The sequence below is a fragment of the Martinezella tropici genome (genome assembly GCF_003287875.1).
Lineage (GTDB): Bacteria > Pseudomonadota > Alphaproteobacteria > Rhizobiales > Rhizobiaceae > Rhizobium > Rhizobium tropici_C.
Map to the genome: position 1 here is coordinate 23,435 of NZ_QMKK01000058.1, position 17,930 is coordinate 41,364.

At 60.0% G+C, this 17,930-nt stretch carries 12 protein-coding genes; 7 read left to right on the plus strand and 5 right to left on the minus strand.

Features of this window, described 5'->3' with window-relative positions; all coding sequences use genetic code 11:
* Positions 1-60: 60 nt before the first annotated feature.
* Positions 61-774, minus strand: coding sequence for an SDR family NAD(P)-dependent oxidoreductase (locus tag DQ393_RS30490; protein ID WP_112345433.1), 714 nt, complete (start codon positions 772-774; stop codon positions 61-63).
* 158 nt (positions 775-932) lie between these two features.
* Between DQ393_RS30490 and DQ393_RS34170 the strand changes: the two genes are divergently transcribed.
* Positions 933-1,055: a hypothetical protein gene (locus tag DQ393_RS34170; protein WP_281024059.1), complete on the plus strand. Its 123-nt coding sequence runs from the start codon at positions 933-935 to the stop codon at positions 1,053-1,055.
* Positions 1,056-1,164: 109 nt separating this feature from the next.
* Here DQ393_RS34170 and DQ393_RS30495 read toward each other — a convergent pair whose 3' ends face one another.
* On the minus strand, positions 1,165-1,647 hold the full coding sequence (locus DQ393_RS30495; RefSeq protein ID WP_112345434.1) for a hypothetical protein: 483 nt from the start codon (positions 1,645-1,647) through the stop codon (positions 1,165-1,167).
* Between the two features lie 346 nt (positions 1,648-1,993).
* Between DQ393_RS30495 and DQ393_RS30500 the strand changes: the two genes are divergently transcribed.
* The gene (locus DQ393_RS30500; protein ID WP_112345435.1) at positions 1,994-10,486 is read left to right on the plus strand and encodes a GH36-type glycosyl hydrolase domain-containing protein; all 8,493 of its coding nucleotides are present in this window, start codon (positions 1,994-1,996) and stop codon (positions 10,484-10,486) included.
* Here the strand turns inward: DQ393_RS30500 and DQ393_RS34020 are convergent.
* Together DQ393_RS34020 and DQ393_RS30510 are read right to left on the minus strand one after the other, a co-directional pair.
* Positions 10,453-10,755 (minus strand): hypothetical protein, encoded by a 303-nt coding sequence (locus DQ393_RS34020; RefSeq protein WP_245430511.1) that lies wholly within the window; start codon positions 10,753-10,755, stop codon positions 10,453-10,455. The genes DQ393_RS30500 and DQ393_RS34020 overlap by 34 nt on opposite strands.
* Positions 10,756-10,837: 82 nt before the next feature.
* The gene (locus tag DQ393_RS30510; RefSeq protein WP_245430512.1) at positions 10,838-11,686 is read right to left on the minus strand and encodes an NmrA family NAD(P)-binding protein; all 849 of its coding nucleotides are present in this window, start codon (positions 11,684-11,686) and stop codon (positions 10,838-10,840) included.
* On the opposite strand from DQ393_RS30510, the gene DQ393_RS30515 reads away from it, so the two are divergent.
* A complete protein-coding gene (locus tag DQ393_RS30515) occupies positions 11,633-12,718 on the plus strand; it encodes a LysR family transcriptional regulator (RefSeq protein ID WP_146759005.1) in 1,086 nt (361 codons plus the stop codon). The two genes, DQ393_RS30510 and DQ393_RS30515, sit on opposite strands and share 54 nt — an antisense overlap.
* 266 nt (positions 12,719-12,984) lie before the next feature.
* On the opposite strand, the gene DQ393_RS30525 is transcribed toward DQ393_RS30515, so the two are convergent.
* Positions 12,985-14,388 (minus strand): PLP-dependent aminotransferase family protein, encoded by a 1,404-nt coding sequence (locus tag DQ393_RS30525; protein ID WP_112345437.1) that lies wholly within the window; start codon positions 14,386-14,388, stop codon positions 12,985-12,987.
* A gap of 365 nt (positions 14,389-14,753) precedes the next feature.
* Here DQ393_RS30525 and DQ393_RS30530 point away from each other — a divergent pair, with 365 nt between their 5' ends.
* Genes DQ393_RS30530 through DQ393_RS30545 form a run of 4 tightly spaced genes read left to right on the plus strand, consistent with a single transcriptional unit; the run spans position 14,754 to position 17,929 of the window.
* The gene (locus DQ393_RS30530; protein WP_069610638.1) at positions 14,754-15,236 is read left to right on the plus strand and encodes an MSMEG_0572/Sll0783 family nitrogen starvation response protein; all 483 of its coding nucleotides are present in this window, start codon (positions 14,754-14,756) and stop codon (positions 15,234-15,236) included.
* A gap of 53 nt (positions 15,237-15,289) precedes the next feature.
* A complete protein-coding gene (locus DQ393_RS30535) occupies positions 15,290-16,345 on the plus strand; it encodes a Nit6803 family nitrilase (protein WP_112345438.1) in 1,056 nt (351 codons plus the stop codon).
* Positions 16,269-17,390, plus strand: a complete 1,122-nt coding sequence (locus DQ393_RS30540) for an MSMEG_0568 family radical SAM protein (protein ID WP_181592451.1) — start codon at positions 16,269-16,271, stop codon at positions 17,388-17,390. The genes DQ393_RS30535 and DQ393_RS30540 overlap by 77 nt, the downstream gene beginning before the upstream one ends.
* Positions 17,387-17,929: an MSMEG_0567/Sll0786 family nitrogen starvation N-acetyltransferase gene (locus DQ393_RS30545; protein ID WP_112345439.1), complete on the plus strand. Its 543-nt coding sequence runs from the start codon at positions 17,387-17,389 to the stop codon at positions 17,927-17,929. Before DQ393_RS30540 ends, DQ393_RS30545 begins: the two co-directional genes overlap by 4 nt.
* The last annotated feature ends 1 nt before the right edge of the window (position 17,930 follow it).

The window sequence follows — 17,930 nt, forward strand, 5'->3', positions numbered from 1 at the left end:
TCACTGCCTTTGCATGGTTGCTAAGGGCCTTCGAGTGTTCCGTTGTTGGATGGATCGCTCCTAACGCATGAACAAGCCACCGCTGCAGACAACTGTCTCGCCGGTGACAAATTGCGCACCTCGACCCTCAACGAGCCAAAAGATAAGATCGGCGATCTCGGACGGAGACGCGACCCGTCCAAGCGGAACCTGCCCGGCGGCTTCCTCCAAACGGCCACCAAGTCCTCTTACCCCCTCAGTGTCAACCGGACCGGGCGCAACCGCGTTCACGCGAATCCGCCTGGGTGCCAGATCAGCCGCCATGCTCCGCGTTAGGCTGACGATCGCTGCCTTGGTTGCGGCGTAAAGCAGCTGATCAGGGCGCGGGACAAAGGCGTTGATGGATGAAAGATTAACAATAAGACCGCCATCGGTCATACTGCGGCTCACCAATTGGCTTAAGAGCAGCGTCCCTAGGACGTTCACGTCGAATACCTGCCGGTACTGCTCAATTTGAAAGTCACTTAAAGATGTAGGGGGAAAGACCCCTGCCGCGTTGATCACCGCTGCGGCGGGGGATGGGAGGCGATCCAACTCCGCTTGAAGCGCGATTGGGTCTGTGACGTCCGCAACAAGCGGTATCGCTCTTTCGTTCTGCGCGAGGGCGGTCCGAACTGTTTCGTCTTGATCAAGCGCTCCGACCTGCCAACCTTGTGCAACGAAGATTTCGACGCACGCACGGCCTATTCCTCTTGCTGCGCCCGAAACGATTGCGAGAGGTCTTTCGTCGTTCATTTTGTCCTTCCGAATCAACCGCACCGGCGCTCGTTGAGCGGCGCACTTCGAGGCCCCATTCCTTCATTCGTGAACCGATGTCTGTGAAACAAATCGTGCGGCAATGTGTTCCGGTGGTATGCGAATTTTTGGAAACCTGGAGACTTCGGGATTGCGTGATGTCGGACAAAAATTTCCACGTGCGCTGGGATTCCGCCGCACTAGCCTCATTGCGGGCACGCATTCAAAGCTTCGAATGGCCGCGCGAGATTGCCGATAGCGGCTGGCGCTATGGCTTATAATATCTACGCATCGTAGGTGTCGCGTGATCTCTCCGTGGCAAGCTTACGCACTGGCACGAAGTTCCGCTGGAAAACTGCAGGGTAGGCTAAGGGACGCCAGAATTCCCGCCTAGAGGGCGGCTCTCAGTCTGACGCGCTCCTCAGCTGACAGGCGACTTGCCACAGCAATCAAGAGATTAGCCAAAACATGATCGTCTGCCGATCGATTGTTTTGGCTTTGGTAGAAATCGCTGGTTACGCTGATCCGACAAGCTGTACTCGGCGATTTGCCGTAGCCGGCAAGAAATGTAGTGAGCGCTTCCGTTAACTCTTGATTAAGATGATCGGCATGGGGCACGGAGGTGAACCAGGATTGTAGCTGCTTCTCCGCTCGACGCCCATCGCGTCTATCGTCGTATTTCTTCGCGGTCATATCCTTATAGGCACAGAACTTCATCGGCGCGAAGAGCCACTTGCCATCTTCGGTTTGGAGAGCATACCAAGCGCGAGCATATGCCAGGCGACGCCGGAGGTCAGCGCTGCTGTCTAGCTCTGCCTTGAACCGCTCAATATTTTGAAGCACATGAGAAAGTGTCGGTGCGATCACGGACATTTAAGCTCCCCTTCTGGTAGTTCATTCCTGTGTGAATTTGTTGGATCAAATACGCCGTTAGATCGTGTGTCAATATTTCAGGAATTAGATGATTTTGTTTTGCCTCTAAGGAGCTTTGCAGGAAAGCTCGGCCACGACGGCCGATTGCTTCAAGACGGCAACTCCGACTGCCGCCAAGTTTGCCAGCCCAGACAATTAATCCTGCGTTCAGGGTGGTGCGGCTAGTTAAGCGGCAATCATTGCCCCAGTTGCCGTCAACGGGGTGTTGCAACGAAGATCTCAGGCTCCGGGTTCTCGTTTCTGGAACTCTGCGTTCGAGAAACGACGAGACAAAAGCGAAAGACACATGTCATCTAAAGATACTGTCAACGATTCTGCTCCAACTCCTCAGATGGCTCATTCGGATCGCGAATTCGGAATTCGCGCCGCTCTTTTGTCCAACGATCAGCTGAGAGCGATGGCAGCAAAGTTTGCGGAAACTCGCACGCTTGATCTCCTTAAATTCAATGGCTTCGATTTCTATCTCCGGCATAAGGAGAACGAAAACGAAATCCTGCGGGTCTATCGCGCTGCAGCTGCGGATGTCGATGCTGGCGAAAGCATCACGCCGGCTGCCGAATGGCTACTCGACAACCACTACATCGTCGAAGAGGCAATCCAGGAAGTTCGCCGCGATTTTCCGAAGAAGTTCTATCGCGAACTGCGCAAGATCAATCTCGACGGCACGGAGGTGCCGCGCACCCTCGCGCTCGCCTGGCTCTACATGGCGCATGCGCACAGCAATATCAGCAATGCCGGCATGACCGCGGTGACCGAAGGGTTCCAGGACCGCGAAACCTTGCGGATCGGCGAACTCTGGGCGCTTCCTTCGCTGGTGCGCTACGTGTTGATCGACAATCTTCGCCGGGTGGCATCGCAGATCGATAAGAGCCGCGAAATGCGCGCGGCTGCCAACACGGCGGCCACCGAGGTAATTTCGCTCGGTGACGCCGGCGCAGCGCAACATCTGGAAACGCTGGCCGCCAATCTCGACGACACGACCTTCGTCACGCAGCTGCATTATCGTCTTCGCAATGCGCTGGAACCAACCGAAGCTGCGCTGAACTGGCTGGAGGCAAAGCTTTCCGCCAAGGGAACGGATGCAGAAGCCGTCATGTCGGCCGAGCAGATCCGTCTCGGCGCGGCCAATGCGCTGATGGGCAGCATTATCAAGAGCCTGCGCGAGATCAACGACACCGACTGGTCGGAGTGGGTCGAAGAGGTCAGCACCATCGACAAGCTCCTCTGGCAGCAGACGGATTATGCAGAGCTCGATGCCGGATCTCGCAACAGCTACCGCCGCCAGATCGAAAAGCTTGCAAAGCGCTCCGACAAGACAGAAATGGATATCGCCGAGGCCGCCGTGCGGCTGACCGACCGTGCAAAAAATGAAAGCAGGGACGGATCTGCGAGCAATATCGGCTACTATTTCGTCGGCAACGGGCGCCCGGCACTCGAGGCGGAGATCGGCTTCCGGCCGACGCTCAGCCTGCGGTTCATGCGGATGGTCCGCAAGCTGAACTGGCTCTCGATCGCCATCCCGGTGCTCCTGTTGACATTGCTGGCGCTCGTCTTGGTCGAATGGGCATTCGTCGACGCGGGAATGCCGCTGTTTGCGACGATCGTTCTGCTGTTGATGTTCGCGCTCCCGGCATCCGAGGGCGCGACCGGCCTCTTCAATTTCTTTGCCACATTCTTCATCACGCCGGATCGTCTCGTCGGCTATGAATTCAAGAAGGGCTTGCCGGCCGACGCCCGCACCCTCGTCACCATTCCTTCCCTGATCGGCAGGCGCGAGCACGTGGATGAGCTCGTCCGCAATCTTGAGGTACATTACCTTGCCAATGCCCGCGGTGAGATCTACTACGCACTCCTGACCGACTGGCCGGATGCTGAGGAAGAAGAGACCACCCGCGATCTCGACGTTCTCGATTATGCACGCAGCAAGATCGCCGAATTGGAATCACGTTATTCGGAAGAGGGCAAGCAGCGCTTCTATCTCCTGCATCGCCGCCGACAGTATAACGCGGCCGAAGGCGTCTGGATGGGTTGGGAGCGCAAGCGCGGCAAGCTGCACGAGCTCAATATGCTGTTGCGCGGCAGCCAAGACACGAGTTTTATTGCGGGCTTCGATCTCGTGCCGGCCGACGTCAAATACGTCATGACGCTGGACAGCGATACGCGCGTTGTTCGCGATACCGTCGTCAAACTCGTCGGCAAGATGCATCATCCGATCAACCGCCCGGTTTTCGACCACAAGAAGCAGCGCGTCGTCGATGGCTATGGCGTGCTGCAGCCGCGCGTGACGCCGTCGCTGACGACGGGCAAGGACGCATCGACCTTCCAGCGCGTCTTCTCGGTCAATCGCGGTCTCGACCCTTACGTCTTTGCGGTTTCCGACGTCTATCAGGACATCACCGGCGAGGGTACCTTTACCGGCAAGGGCCTTTATCATGTCGACGCCTTCGAGGCCTCGCTGAAGGGGCGGATCAGCGAGAACTCGATATTGAGCCACGACCTGCTCGAAGGCTCGATGGCGCGATGCGGTCTGGTGACGGACTGCGAACTGGTTGAGGATTTCCCCATCCGCTACGAAGTGGAGGTCTCGCGTCAGCATCGCTGGGCACGCGGCGACTGGCAGCTTATTCCGTACATTTTCGACGAGCGCCGTGGCATTACCGCGCTCGGCTGCTGGAAGATGCTCGACAATTTGCGTCGCTCGCTGACGCCGATCGCCTGGTTCTTCGCTTCCGTGCTCGGTTGGTACTGGATGGATCCTTTCGGCGCGCTTATCTGGCAGATCCTGCTGATCTTCAGCCTGTTCGTTGCCCCGACATTGTCGCTGATCAATGGCATCATCCCGCGAACCAGCGACATCATCCTGCGGGCGCATCTCCATACCGTCTGGAAAGATATTGAGAATGCCAATGCCCAGGTGGCGCTGCGCATCATCTTCATCGCCGACATCGCCTGCGTCATGGCTGATGCGATCGGCCGCTCGCTCTACCGCATGTTCGTCAGCCGCAGGCTGATGTTGCAATGGCGCACCGCCGCAAGTGCGCAGGCCATGGCTCAGAAGACGATCCTCGGCCATTACAAGGTCATGTGGCGTGCCCCCCTCCTGGCCATTCTGGCACTAGTCTTCGCCGCCTCTTCCGGCGACATCGCGTGGCTGGTCGGGCTTCCTTTCGTGTTTCTCTGGGTGCTGTCGCCAGCCATCGCCTGGCTGGTCAGCCAGACGGCGGAAACCGAGGATCGGCTTGTTGTGCCCGACCACGTCCGCAACGAATTGCGCAAGATCGCGAGACGTACCTGGCGCTATTTCGACCACTTCGTCGTTCCCGATCAGCACTTCCTGCCGCCCGACAACGTTCAGCAGACGCCGCATGCCGTCGTCGCCATGCGTACGTCGCCGACCAATATCGGAGTCTATCTGCTGTCGGTCATCTCGGCGCGTCGTTTCGGCTGGATTTCGTTCGAGGACGCAGTCAAGCGCATTGAGCAGACGATCGAGACAGTCGAAAAGCTGGAAAAATATAAAGGTCACCTCTTCAACTGGTATCATACCGACACGTTGAAGCCGCTGGGCCGCAAATATGTATCCTCGGTCGATAGCGGAAATTTTGCCGGCCATCTGATTGCCGTTTCATCCGCATGCCGCATCTGGGCTCAGTCTCCCCTTGCCCATATCCACACCGATCTCGATGGCATCGGCGATGTCGCGGCAATTCTGCGCGAGGTGCTTTCGGAGCTTGATGACGATACGCGGTCGAACCGATCCCTCCATGACCGGCTCGACGGCCGTATCGCCGAGCTCGAAGCGGCGGTCGCGACCGGTAAACGCGAGAAGGAATTCTCCTCAGGCCTTATCGAACGATTTGCCGGGCAGGCTCGGGAAATCCGCGAACTTGCCGGAAGCCTTGACAGGGAAGTCAAGACCACGCGGAGCGAGGAAGTCGTCCATTGGGCGGAGAAGCTGGTCGAAACCTGCGAACTTCATCAGGTCGACAAGGCTTTCGATCCCACACAGGCACCTGATATCAGCGAAAGGCTGATCCGGATCGGCAATCGCGCCCGTGAAATCGCCTTCGATATGGATTTCAGCTTCCTCTATCGACCGGAACGCCGGCTGCTGTCGATCGGCTTCCGTGTCGAGACGGAAGAAGTAGATGCCGCCTGCTACGATCTGCTCGCTTCGGAAGCGCGTCTGACGAGCCTCTTCTCGGTCGCCAAGGGTGATCTGCCGACCGAGCACTGGTACAAGCTCGGCCGCCATGTCGTGCCTGTCGGCACGCGCGGTGCGCTGGTCTCCTGGTCCGGCTCGATGTTCGAATATCTGATGCCGCCTCTCGTCATGCAGGAGCGTAGCGGCGGGATTCTCAACCAGACCAACAATCTGATCGTTCTCGAGCAGATGAACTATGCTCGCAAGCTTGGCACGCCATGGGGTATCTCGGAAGCGGCCTTCAACGCCCGCGATCATCAGATGAACTATCAGTACAGCAACTTCGGGGTGCCGACGCTCGGTCTGAAACGCGGTCTCGGACAGAACGCCGTCATCGCACCTTACGCCTCGTTGCTGGCCAGCCAGTACAACCCGGTCGCAGCCCTCGAAAACCTCGAGCGGTTGCGGGCCGTCGGTGCACTCGGCATGTATGGTTTCCATGACGCCGTCGATTTTACGGCAAGCCGCGTGCCCGAAGGGAAGCAATGCGCGGTGGTCTATAATTACTATGCGCACCACCACGGCATGTCGATTGCCGCGGTTGCCAACGTGGCTTTCGACGGCCTGCTGCGCGAGCTGTTCCATGCGGATCCGATAATCGAGGCAGCCGAATTGCTGCTGCAGGAAAAGGCGCCGCGTGACATCCCCGTCATGGCCTCGAAGCACGAAACCGATGCGCCCGCGACCATCCAGGGCGACCTGATGCGTCCGGAAGTGCGGCGCCTGGAAGATCCGGCGTCACGGGAGCGCGAGTTGCTGCTGTTGTCGAACGGCCGTTACTCGACCATGCTGACGGCGACCGGCTCCGGCTACAGCCGCTGGAAAAATCTCTCCGTCAACCGCTGGCGTGCCGATCCGACCGAGGATCGATGGGGCTCGTTCATCTTCATGCGCGATACGGCATCGAACGAGTGGTGGTCTGCAACGGCGGAGCCGCGCTCGATAGCCAACGAGCATGTTCGGGTGAGCTTCAGCGACGACAAGGCGGAGTTCATCAAAACTGTCGGTGAGCTGACAAGTGGAATGGAAGTCTTCGTCGCAAGCAATTACGATGCGGAAGGCCGCCGCCTGACGATCAGCAATACTGGCACGGAAGATCGGGTCATCGAAGTGACCTCGTACATGGAGCCTGTCGCCACTCTCGATGCCGTCGATACGGGTCACCCCGTCTTTGCCCGCATGTTCCTGAAAACCGAGGTTGCCGCGAAAGGTGATGCGATCTTCGTCGAGCGCCAAAAGCGCGGCGTGACGGATCCCGAAGTCGCCATCGCCCATCTGATCGTCGATACGTCCGGCGAAGATTTGCCGACTTACCATGAGACGGACCGCATGCGCTTTCTTGGACGGGGTCGTACTCTGACGGAAGCTGCGGCCTTCGATGCCGGTGCGGAACTTTCCAATAGCAGTGGCTTCACGATGGATACCTGCCTGTCGCTGCGTCGGACGCTTCGCGTGCCGGCCGGGGAAGAGGTCAGCGTAACCTTCTGGACCATTGCCGCGGCCGAACGCGCCGAACTCGAAGCAGCCGTCGAGCACTATCGCCGGCCGGAAAGCTTTGCCCAGGGTCTCGTTCAGGCCTGGACGAGAACGCAGAGCCAGTTGCGCCAGATCGGCGTCAATTCGAAGGAGGCTGCCGCCTATCAGCGCTTTGCCCGCTACATCATCTATCCCGACATGGCACTGCGCGCCGACAATAAGACAGTTCGCGAAGGCCTGAAATCGCAGTCCGTCCTTTGGGGAGCGACTCTCTCCGGCGATGCACCATTGATGACCTTGCGCATTACCGACGAGCTCGGCACGGATCTCGTCAAGGAATTGCTGCGTGCGCAGGGCCTCTTGCAATCGCGCGGGGTCGAGGTCGATCTCGTCATCTTCAACGAACGCTCCGGTGAGGCGGCTGCCGAAATGCAGCGCACCATCGACCAGCTCTGTGACGCGGCGCGTCACGCCAGCGAGGTCGCCGGCATCCAGCGCAATATCTACGTCCTGCGCAAGGATCTGACGTCTCCTGAAGCCTATGATGCCATCATAGCCGCCTCGCGCGTCGTGTTGCGTGGTCGCGATGGCAGTCTCGTCGATCAGCTGCAGAAAGCCCGTTCCGTTTCCGGTTCGCCCGCGCTGCTTGGTCAGTGGGGCGACTCCACCCTGGTGCCGCGTATGGTTCGCGATACTGCTGGGACGCCCCCGGTCGATGGCAGCGATCTTGCCTTCTGGAACGGTTATGGCGGCTTTGCGGCCGATGGCAGCGAATATGTCGTGCGCCTGTCCGGCGGCGAACAGACGCCGCATCCATGGGTCAACATCATAGCCAACGAGAGCTTCGGCTTCCATGTCTCGGCGGAAGGCGCCGCCTTCACCTGGAGCCAGAATTCCCGCGACCATCAGCTGACGCCCTGGACCAACGACATGGTCACAAACCGCCCGGGTGAGGCCTTCTACTTGAAGGATCTCGATCGTGGCTCCGTCATCGTGCCCTACGCGTCACTGGCACAGCGCTCAGACACGCGCTTCGAAGCCCGCCACGGCCTCGGCTACTCGGTCTTTTCGACGGTTCAGGACGAGATTTCCCTGGAAGTCACCCAGACCCTGAATATGGAAAAACCCGTTAAGCTGACCCAGCTGCGCATCCGCAACGATGCAGGTGAAGCACGCAAGTTGCGTCTCTACGGCTATGCCGAATGGATTCTTGGCAACAACCCGACGAAGAGCAAGCCCTTCATCATATCGAGCTTCGACAGCGAGAGTGGAGCGGTCTTCGCGAAAAATCCGTTCAGCGTAAGCTTCGGGACGCGTGTGGCGGCATTCGCTGCAAGCGAAGCACCATCGAGCGTCTCCACCAGCCGCCGCGAGTTCATCGGCCGGCACGGAACGATCCAGCAGCCGCGCACGGTTTCGGCCGGCTCGCGGCTCTCCAACGCCGTCGATCTCGATGGTGATCCGGCAGCTGCCATGGCATTCGATCTGACGATCGAGCCGGGCGAAGTGCGCGACATCTGCTTCTATATGGGTGACGCCCCCTCGCAGGAAGAAGCGGCAGCTCTCATCGCCGACATCCGCTCCATCGGTTTTGCAGAGGTTCTTGAGAAGACGCGTGAGTTCTGGAAGAGCTTCACCGGCAAGGCGCATGTCTCGACACCGGACCAGCGGCTTGACTTCATGGTCAACAATTGGCTGCCCTATCAGACTTATAGCTGCCGCATCATGGCCCGCACCGCCTTCTATCAGTCGAGCGGTGCGTGGAACCTGCGCGACCAGTTGCAGGATTCGCTGGCCTTCCTGCTGCATTCGCCTGAGATCGCCCGCAAGCAAATCCTCAATACCGGCCGCCGTCAGTTCCCGGAAGGCGATTTCCAGCATTGGTGGCTGGAAGATAGCGGTGCCGGCGTTCGCACGAACATCTCCGACGATCCGGTCTGGCTCGCCTATGCCCTCGACCAATATTGCACCGTGACCGGCGACGCCTCGATCATGGACGAGATGCTGCCCTTTGTCGAAGGTGCGCAGCTCAGCCCCGGGCAGTACGACGCCTTCCTGCAGCCGCGTGTTTCCGACGAGACAGCATCACTCTACGAACATGCCGCTCTCGGCCTCGATCTTACGATCAAGCGCACGGGCGTCAACGGTCTGCCGCTGATGATGAGCGGTGACTGGTGCGATAAGATGGATCGTGTCGGCATCGCCGGCCGTGGCGAGAGCGTGTGGCTGGCATGGTTCCTCGCCGGCGCCTTGCGCCGCTTCATCGCCTACGCGGAAACGCGCGGCGATACGCAACGCGTCAGCCGTTGGTCGGATCATCTTGAAAAGCTCAAAGCCGCGATCGAAACGACCGGCTGGGATGGCGAATATTATCGCCGTGGCTACTACGACAACGGCGCGCCTCTCGGCTCCAGCCAGTCGACGGAAGACAAGATCGACTCGATTGCCCAATCCTGGAGCGTGCTCTCGGGCGAGGGAGATGCCGATCGCAGCAACATGGCCATGAACGCGGTCCTCGATAAACTGGTTGATGATGAGGGTAAGCTCATCCGCCTGCTGACGCCGCCATTCGTCAAACCGGTCAATGATCCGGGTGTGATCAAGGCCTACCCGCCGGGCGTCCGTGAAAACGGTGGCCAATACACCCATGCAGCCACCTGGACGGCTCTTGCCCTAGCCCGGATGGGCCGCGGCGAAGATGCCTGGCGCGCGGTCGAAATGCTCAATCCGATCAACCACGCACTCGACAAATCCTCTGCGGAGACCTATCGCGTCGAGCCCTATGTAATCGCCGGCGACGTTTATGGAGAAGGTGACCTCAGGGGCCGCGGCGGCTGGAGCTGGTATACCGGTTCGGCCGGGTGGTTCTATCGCGTCGCAATCGAAGGTATCCTCGGTATTCGCACCGAAAGCGGGCGGTTGCACGTCAAGCCTGTGCTGCCGGCCGGATGGGATGGCTACTCGGCTGCGCTGGAACTGCCCAACGGCAAATACGAAATTTCGGTTTCGAGAGTTGACGCGACAGGAGGATATTCGGTCACGATCAACGGGACCGCAATGGATGATCAGCAGGAGGGATATTTGCTCGCAGCATCGTAATCAGTCACGATCAGCCCGGCGGCCGCGCGCTGCGCGAAATACTCTCCCATCAGCGGCGTCGGCACGTTGTCGGGCGTGGCGCGGGTGCGCGTCATCGCCGACATCCAGATGCGATTGAGCAGAAGAAGGCAGCTGCCCCGCACCAGGTCAGCAAATGCGCCGTACTCCCGCTCGCTCGTAACGTCGCCGGCTTTGACGATGAGGCGATCGCTTGCGATTACGTCCGCCAGTTTACCTAGCGCCTCCTCGTCGGTGTCGGTGGCGAGCACATTTTCGCCACTCGCGATAAACCGTTCGAGTAGGCGCCTGTGCCGTCAGCTACCCTTGTCACGACGAACGTTCGTCTGGCTCTTATCGCTTCGTCTCGGTGGCCGCGAGTTCATTGAAGTACTCGGCGAGCTGGCGCGGTTCGTGGCCGAGAATCGCTCGCAGCGTCAGAGCGTTGGCGCGCAAGCCGGTGCGGTCGTAATGCGCGAACATCGGCCTCAAGGGTGCAATGTCGTCACCAAGCGAGTTCGCATCGATCCGCTCTGCCCGAACCGATCGGCCAAGCGCTTCGCCCATGAGGCGGGCAACGTCGTGGCGGTTAAGCCAGCCGTCGGACGCGAGCTCATACGTGCCGTAGAGCAGGCGGTCTTCAGTGAGGGCGATGGCCGCGACTTCGGCGACGTCACGGTAATCGACTCTGCTGAAGCGTGTGTCACAGGACCAAGGCTCAGCCAGTACGCCGGTCACAGCCACCTTCTTCCACATCGCCTCGAAGTTCTGAAAGTAAAGCGCGGGGTGCAGGAAACTGTATTCGATCCCGTATTCGAGAATCATGTCTTCGACTGAAGCCTTGGCGGAATGGTTTGAAAGGCCGGCGATCACAGGATGGAAGACCGAGGAAAATACGATCCGCCGGACACCCGCGCGGACCGCGGCCGTCACGAAATTTCGGCCAATATCGGCCTCGCGGGGGATGAAAGCCGGTGCGATGTAGAAGACCCGCTCTATGCCTTCGAGCGCGGTCGCGACACTCTTCGGATCGGTCAAGTCCGCGACCACCGTTTCTGCTGCTCCATGTTCACGGACCGAACTCTCTCGGCTGTGGTCCCGGACGAGACCACGGATGTGCGCCCCGCGGACGGCCAGAGCGGGCACGACATGACCGGCGAATTTGCCGGACGCGCCGACAACAAGTGTCGATATGTTTGTCATGGTTGTTTTCCTGTTTCGCTTTGGCAGGGAACGATGCGAATCGACAAAAGGATCGATCCGTTCCGTGGACTTATCGTCTACGGAATGGAACAATGGATCCTGATGATTGACCTCAATGACTTGCGCGTCTTCAACAAGGTGGCCGGTCTGCGCAGTTTCTCTGACGCAGGGACCGCCCTCGGTATGCCCAAGTCGAGCGTCAGCCGGGCGATCAGCCGGCTCGAACGTGATTTGGCAATCCGATTGTTCCAGCGGACGACACGCGATGTGGCGCTGACGCAGGCGGGCCAAGCGCTGTACGAGCGCGCTCGGGATCTGCTCGCCGGACTTGAAGACGTTGCGGTCTTCACAACCAGTTTGGCGGACACGCCGCGTGGCAGGCTCACGATCAGCGCCGGAATCGGGTTCGGCATAAATGTTCTCGGCCGACAGTTGCCTGGCTTTCTTGATCGTTATCCGGAGATCAGCGTTTCGATCGACCTCACCAGCCGCAATGCTGAACTGGTTTCCGAACAGGTGGACGTGGCGATCCGCATGGGACCGCTTGCCGATTCAGCACTGGTCGCCACCCGCCTCGGGACACTGACGCAATATATCTGTGCGGCAAAATCCTACCTGGATCGATGCGATCACCCGAACGAACCGCAAGACTTGCTTTCCCATCAGATCATCGACTTGCCGACGGCGAGCAGTAAGCCGCGACCGTGGCGTCTGGTTAGGGGAGATGAGAGCCGGAATATCTCACCGACGGCCAGAGTTGAGGTCAACGATATGTTGACAATCTGCGCACTGGTGAGGGGTGGCGCCGGGATCGCCGCTGTGACCGCCTATTTGTGTGGTAACGACATTCTTGAGGGAACACTCGAACGAGTGTTGCCAGAGTGGTCGCTCCCGCCGCTGCCGGTCAGTTTGGTGTTTCCCAGCAAGCGGGAGGTTTCGCCCGCCGTACGCGTCTTCGTTGACTACCTGCGCGAGACGAACGTTGCCGGGAATGACTGGCTGGCAGATCCGTTGCTGGCGAAGGGCAGGTAGTTTGCACTTGGCAACAGCAAATCCGCTCGCGTCCATCTGTCAATATGCATTCGACGCTCCGGCTTATTGGGTCGAGGCTTCCGGGCACCAGACAGATCCGCGGCATGAGTTTCAATCGGCGCCCAACGATTTTCACTTTGGAGCAGGAAGATATCGTGCCCGATCTCGTCACCATTGCCAAAGGTCTGGGAGGCGGTTTCCAACCGACCGGCGCAGTGATGCTGTCACGCAGGATCTATCAGGCATTCGGGCGTTTAGCACATTCTCTAGAAAAAGGAGCCGGACATTTCGGGTGCGCCTTCAAGCGCATGGGCCATGAATCCCACGGCGGCCTTCAGCTTGTCCCGTTGGATCGGTCCTCCGAGGCAGACGCGAACCGCTTCCTGCGCAGGTCCATCGACCGTGAAGGCATCGCTCGCGACGACACCTAGGCCGGAGGAACGCATGTGGCTTCCGAATGTCGAACGCGTCCAGCCATGAACGAGCGGCAGCCAGATATTGAAGCTTATCGCGTCGCCGCGATAGCTGCCAGCGGGCAGCACGTCCGCGATAAGCGCCTGCCGTGCTGCGGCTTCGGCTCTGATGAAGCGCAGGATGCTGTCGGCCGTTCCGTCCTCTATCCAGCGCGTGGCAAGCGCGGTGGCAAGCGGCGAGGCCATAACGTTATTGGCGCGCATCGCTGCGACGAACGGCCAGCCTGCCTTCGAGTCTGGCGCGACCACGTAAGCGAGCCTGAGACCTGCACCGATACATTTGGCGAGCCCGCCGATATGCCAGGTCAAATCCGGCGCCATGGCGGCGAGCGGCGGCGGGCTATGCTGCGGGATGAAGCCATAGGCATCGTCCTCGACGATCGGCACGTGATACTTGCGGGCAACGGCGCAGATCTCGGCGCGGCGTCCTTCCGGGATGGTTAGCGTCAGCGGGTTCTGCAGCGTCGGATTGAGATAGAGAGCCTTGGGCTTTCGCGTCTCGCAGGCCTCGGCAAATGCGGCGGCAATAATGCCGTCCTCATCCATCGGCAGGCCGACGAGGTTGAGGCGCAGCTGCGCGGCGATCGACCGCATGCCGGGATAGGTGATGTTTTCCGAAAGCACCGTTTCGCCCGGCTTTGCCAGCATGCCGAAGATCGCCAGCAGCGCCGGATGCGCTCCGGGGGTGACGAATATCCGCTCCTGCGACGGCACCAGCCCGCGCCGGCTAAGCCAGGCAGCCGCCGCCTCCTTGTCCATGCCAGCACCACCAAAGCCTTGGTAACGAAGCAGAGAGACGAGATTTGTCGCGACTGACGACAGCCCTTCCCGCATGCGGGCCAGCAGATCCGGGTCGTCCGGCTCCGGCGGCATGTTCATGGAGAAATCGACCGCCGACGTTCGCCGGATATCAGGAACGGCATCGGAGGAGAAACCGAGCCGCTCCTTTTCCAGGCCACCGGTCACGAACGTACCGCGGCCAACATGAGTCTTCACCAGCCCGCGCTTTTGCGCTTCTACATAACCGCGTGCGACCGTCGTGAAGTCGATGTTGAGCTGCTTGGCGAGTTCCCGCTGCGGTGGCAGTCGATCCCCAACGACAAGGTTACCGCTGCGCAGGTCGAGTTCGATGACATCGGCGATCGCCATGTAGCGCGGGCCGCTGCTGCGGCTGAGGTCGGGAACCCATCGTTTCATGTGTCCGCAATCCGGTTAAACTGTCTTTATTGACCGTATATTGTTGCATCGGCCTCTTGTCACCTAAAATAATATACCGGCCGCGTTTTCTTGTGGCTCGAGGCGCTAGCAGCCGCTCGCAAACACTCACTCGCAAAATTGAATGCATATTGGAGGTATTCATTATGTGCATTGTCGCTTCCATTTTCGGCAGCCTTTTGGCGCAGCTTTCGGCAACGAGAAGTGCAGAGCAAGTAAATGACGGGAGAATTGAATGCTTTCTTCGACAATTTGAACGCATTTTAGGCAAACTTCATATTGGCATGGCCTTTGCAATTGAATGGCGTACCCCGCGACGGGGCCTGACATCAACATAGGAGCCATTCATGCCCGCAGTTACCGCACCCGCCCATGCCGACGGCGATTTCCTTGTCGATTACGAAGAAAAGGTCTTCGAGGATGTCCAGGCCAAGGAGGGTGAGAAAGCCCTCATCACCTTCCATACCGTCGCCTTCGAGGGATCGATCGGTCTCGTCAACCTTCTCCAGGCCAAGCGCCTCAAGCGCAAAGGCTTTGAGACGTCCGTGCTGCTTTACGGTCCCGGCGTAACGCTTGGCGTGCAGCGTGGCTTCCCCAAACTCGGAGCGGAAGCTTTTCCGGGCCATCTCAACTTCAACAACCAGATCAAGGGCTTCATGGAAGAAGGTGGCAAGGTCTATGCCTGCCGTTTCGCGCTGCAGGCGCTTTACGGCCATGGCGAAGGCTCGCTGATCCCCGGCATCACCCCGATCAGCCCGCTCGATGTCCTCGACCTCATCCTGATCCACCGCCGCGACGGCGCCTTCATCCTCGACACCTGGACGCTCTGACCGACCGGAGGCGGGGCGGGGCCCCGCTTTCATCCGCCCAAAAGGAGTTCGCCATGGAAAAGAAATCAATTGTGCGGGCCGCCGCAGTGCAGATCGCACCTGATCTCACCTCACGGGAAAAGACGCTGGCCCGGGTTCTGGAAGCAATCCATGAGGCCGCGGGCAAGGGTGCCGAACTGGTGGTCTTCCCGGAAACCTTCGTGCCTTGGTATCCCTATTTCTCCTTTGTCCTGCCGCCGGTGCTTTCCGGCAAGGAACATGTCCGGCTCTACGACGAGGCCGTCACCGTGCCGAGCGCCGCGACGGAATCCATCGCCGCAGCAGCTCGCAATCACGGCATCGTCGTCGTGCTTGGCGTCAACGAGCGCGACCATGGCTCTCTTTACAATACCCAGCTCGTTTTCGACGCCGACGGGGCGCTGATCCTCAAGCGCCGCAAGATCACCCCGACCTTCCATGAGCGGATGATCTGGGGTCAGGGCGATGCTTCGGGCCTCACGGTGGTCGAAAGCCATGTCGGCCGGATCGGCGCGCTTGCCTGCTGGGAGCACTATAATCCGCTCGCCCGCTACGCGCTGATGGCCCAGCACGAGGAGATCCACGTCGCCCAGTTCCCGGGCTCGATGGTCGGGCCGATCTTCGCCGAGCAGATAGAAGTGACGATCCGCCATCATGCCCTGGAAAGCGGCTGTTTCGTCGTCAATGCGACAGGCTGGCTGACCGACGAACAGATCACCTCGATCACGCCGGACCAGGGGCTGCAAAAGGCCCTGCGCGGCGGCTGCATGACGGCGATCGTCTCTCCGGAAGGCAAGCACCTCGCCCCACCCCTCGCCGAGGGTGAAGGCATGGTGATCGCCGACCTCGATATGAGCCTGATCGTCAAGCGCAAGCGGATGATGGATTCCGTCGGTCACTACGCCCGACCCGAACTCTTGCATCTCGTCATCGACGGACGTGCGACCGCACCAATGGTCGCCTCCCGGACATCTTTCGAAACCGCCCCCGCTTCCACCGAAAGGAGCAATTCCGATGGACACTTCGACAACACGTCTTCCGACCGAGATTCTGATCAACGAGTTGCAGTCCTTCGGAGCCAGGCTGGTTGATCCGAAGGCGGGTCATGAAAGCCGCCGTGGCGGCGCCGGCCCCTCTGACCACAAGCCGATGACTATTGACGGCATGACCGTCATGGTTCCTGTCCACACCGCACCCGCCTTCGAAAGCCCCTATCTGGTCGAAAAACCGGATGAGGAAGGCAAGAGCCGCATCAGCCGCGATGGCCGCGTGCTTGGCGAAGTCTCCTTCCCGCTGCGGCCCCGCTTCTACGAGCGCAGCACGGCGGATGGCGTTCCCTATTCGCAGGTCGCCGTCCTGCACGGCCGCGATGTGCTGGCAACCACGGTGCTGCAGACCTGCATCCGCTATCAAAGCCGCACCAAGACCTGTCAGTTCTGCGCCATCGGCCAGTCGCTCGCCGCCGGCCGCACCATTGCTCACAAGACGCCCGAGCAATTGGCGGAAGTTGCCAAGGCCGCCGTCGAGCTCGATGGCGTCAAGCATATGGTGATGACGACGGGCACACCGAAGGGCTCCGATCGCGGGGCGTCCATTCTCGCCGACAGCGCACGCGCCATCAAGGCAGCTGTCGACATCCCGATCCAGGCACAATGTGAGCCGCCGGAAGACGATGGCTGGTTCCAGATCATGAAGGATGCCGGCGTCGACGCGCTCGGCATGCATCTCGAAGTCGTCACACCGGAAATCCGGGCGCGCATCATGCCGGGCAAGGCGCAGGTCTCGATCGAGAAATACATGGCCTCCTTCAAAGCCGCGGTCGAGGTCTTCGGCCGCGGCCAGGTCTCGACCTATATTCTCGCCGGTCTCGGCGATACTCGCGAAGCGATCCTCGACATCTGCGAGAAGCTCGTTGCCATCGGTGTTTACCCCTTCGTCGTGCCCTTCGTGCCGATCTCCGGCACGCCGCTCGAAAGCCATCCGGCGCCGAAGCCGGACTTCATGCATTCGATCCTGTCTCCGCTCTCGAAAATGCTCATCGACAGCGGCCTGAAGGCCGCCGACATCAAGGCCGGCTGCGGCAAATGCGGGGCCTGTTCAGCCCTTTCGACCTACGAAAGGATGCTGACCAAATGATGCTCGAACCCTTCGCCCCCTATCGCGCCGCCGAGTTCCAGGTGAAGTTCGCCACATCATATTGGGAAAGGCGGGAAGCCCATGCGCTTCGCCGTGCCGTCTTTTGCGATGAGCAGAAGATTTTCGACCAGGACGACCGGGACGCGATCGACGACCACGCCATCCCCATCGTTGCACTGTCGATGATGGGCGTCGCCTCCGACCGGTTGGTCGGCACGGTGCGCATCCACGAGGAAGAACCGGGGCAGTGGTGGGGTTCGCGCCTCGCCGTCCACGAGGATTTCCGCAAGATCGGTGCGCTTGGCGCAACACTGATAAAACTAGCCGTTTCCTCGGCCAATGCGATCGGCTGCCACACCTTCCTCGCCAATGTGCAGGTGCAGAACGGCCTGCTCTTCCGCCGGCTCCATTGGGATGTGGTCGAGGAATTCGAAATTTACGGCAAACCGCATCTCCGGATGAAGGCCAACCTCGCCTGGTATCCGCCCTGCCCCACACCGGAAGCCGGTTTCGTGGCTCTACCGAAGAAGGCGGCGTGAC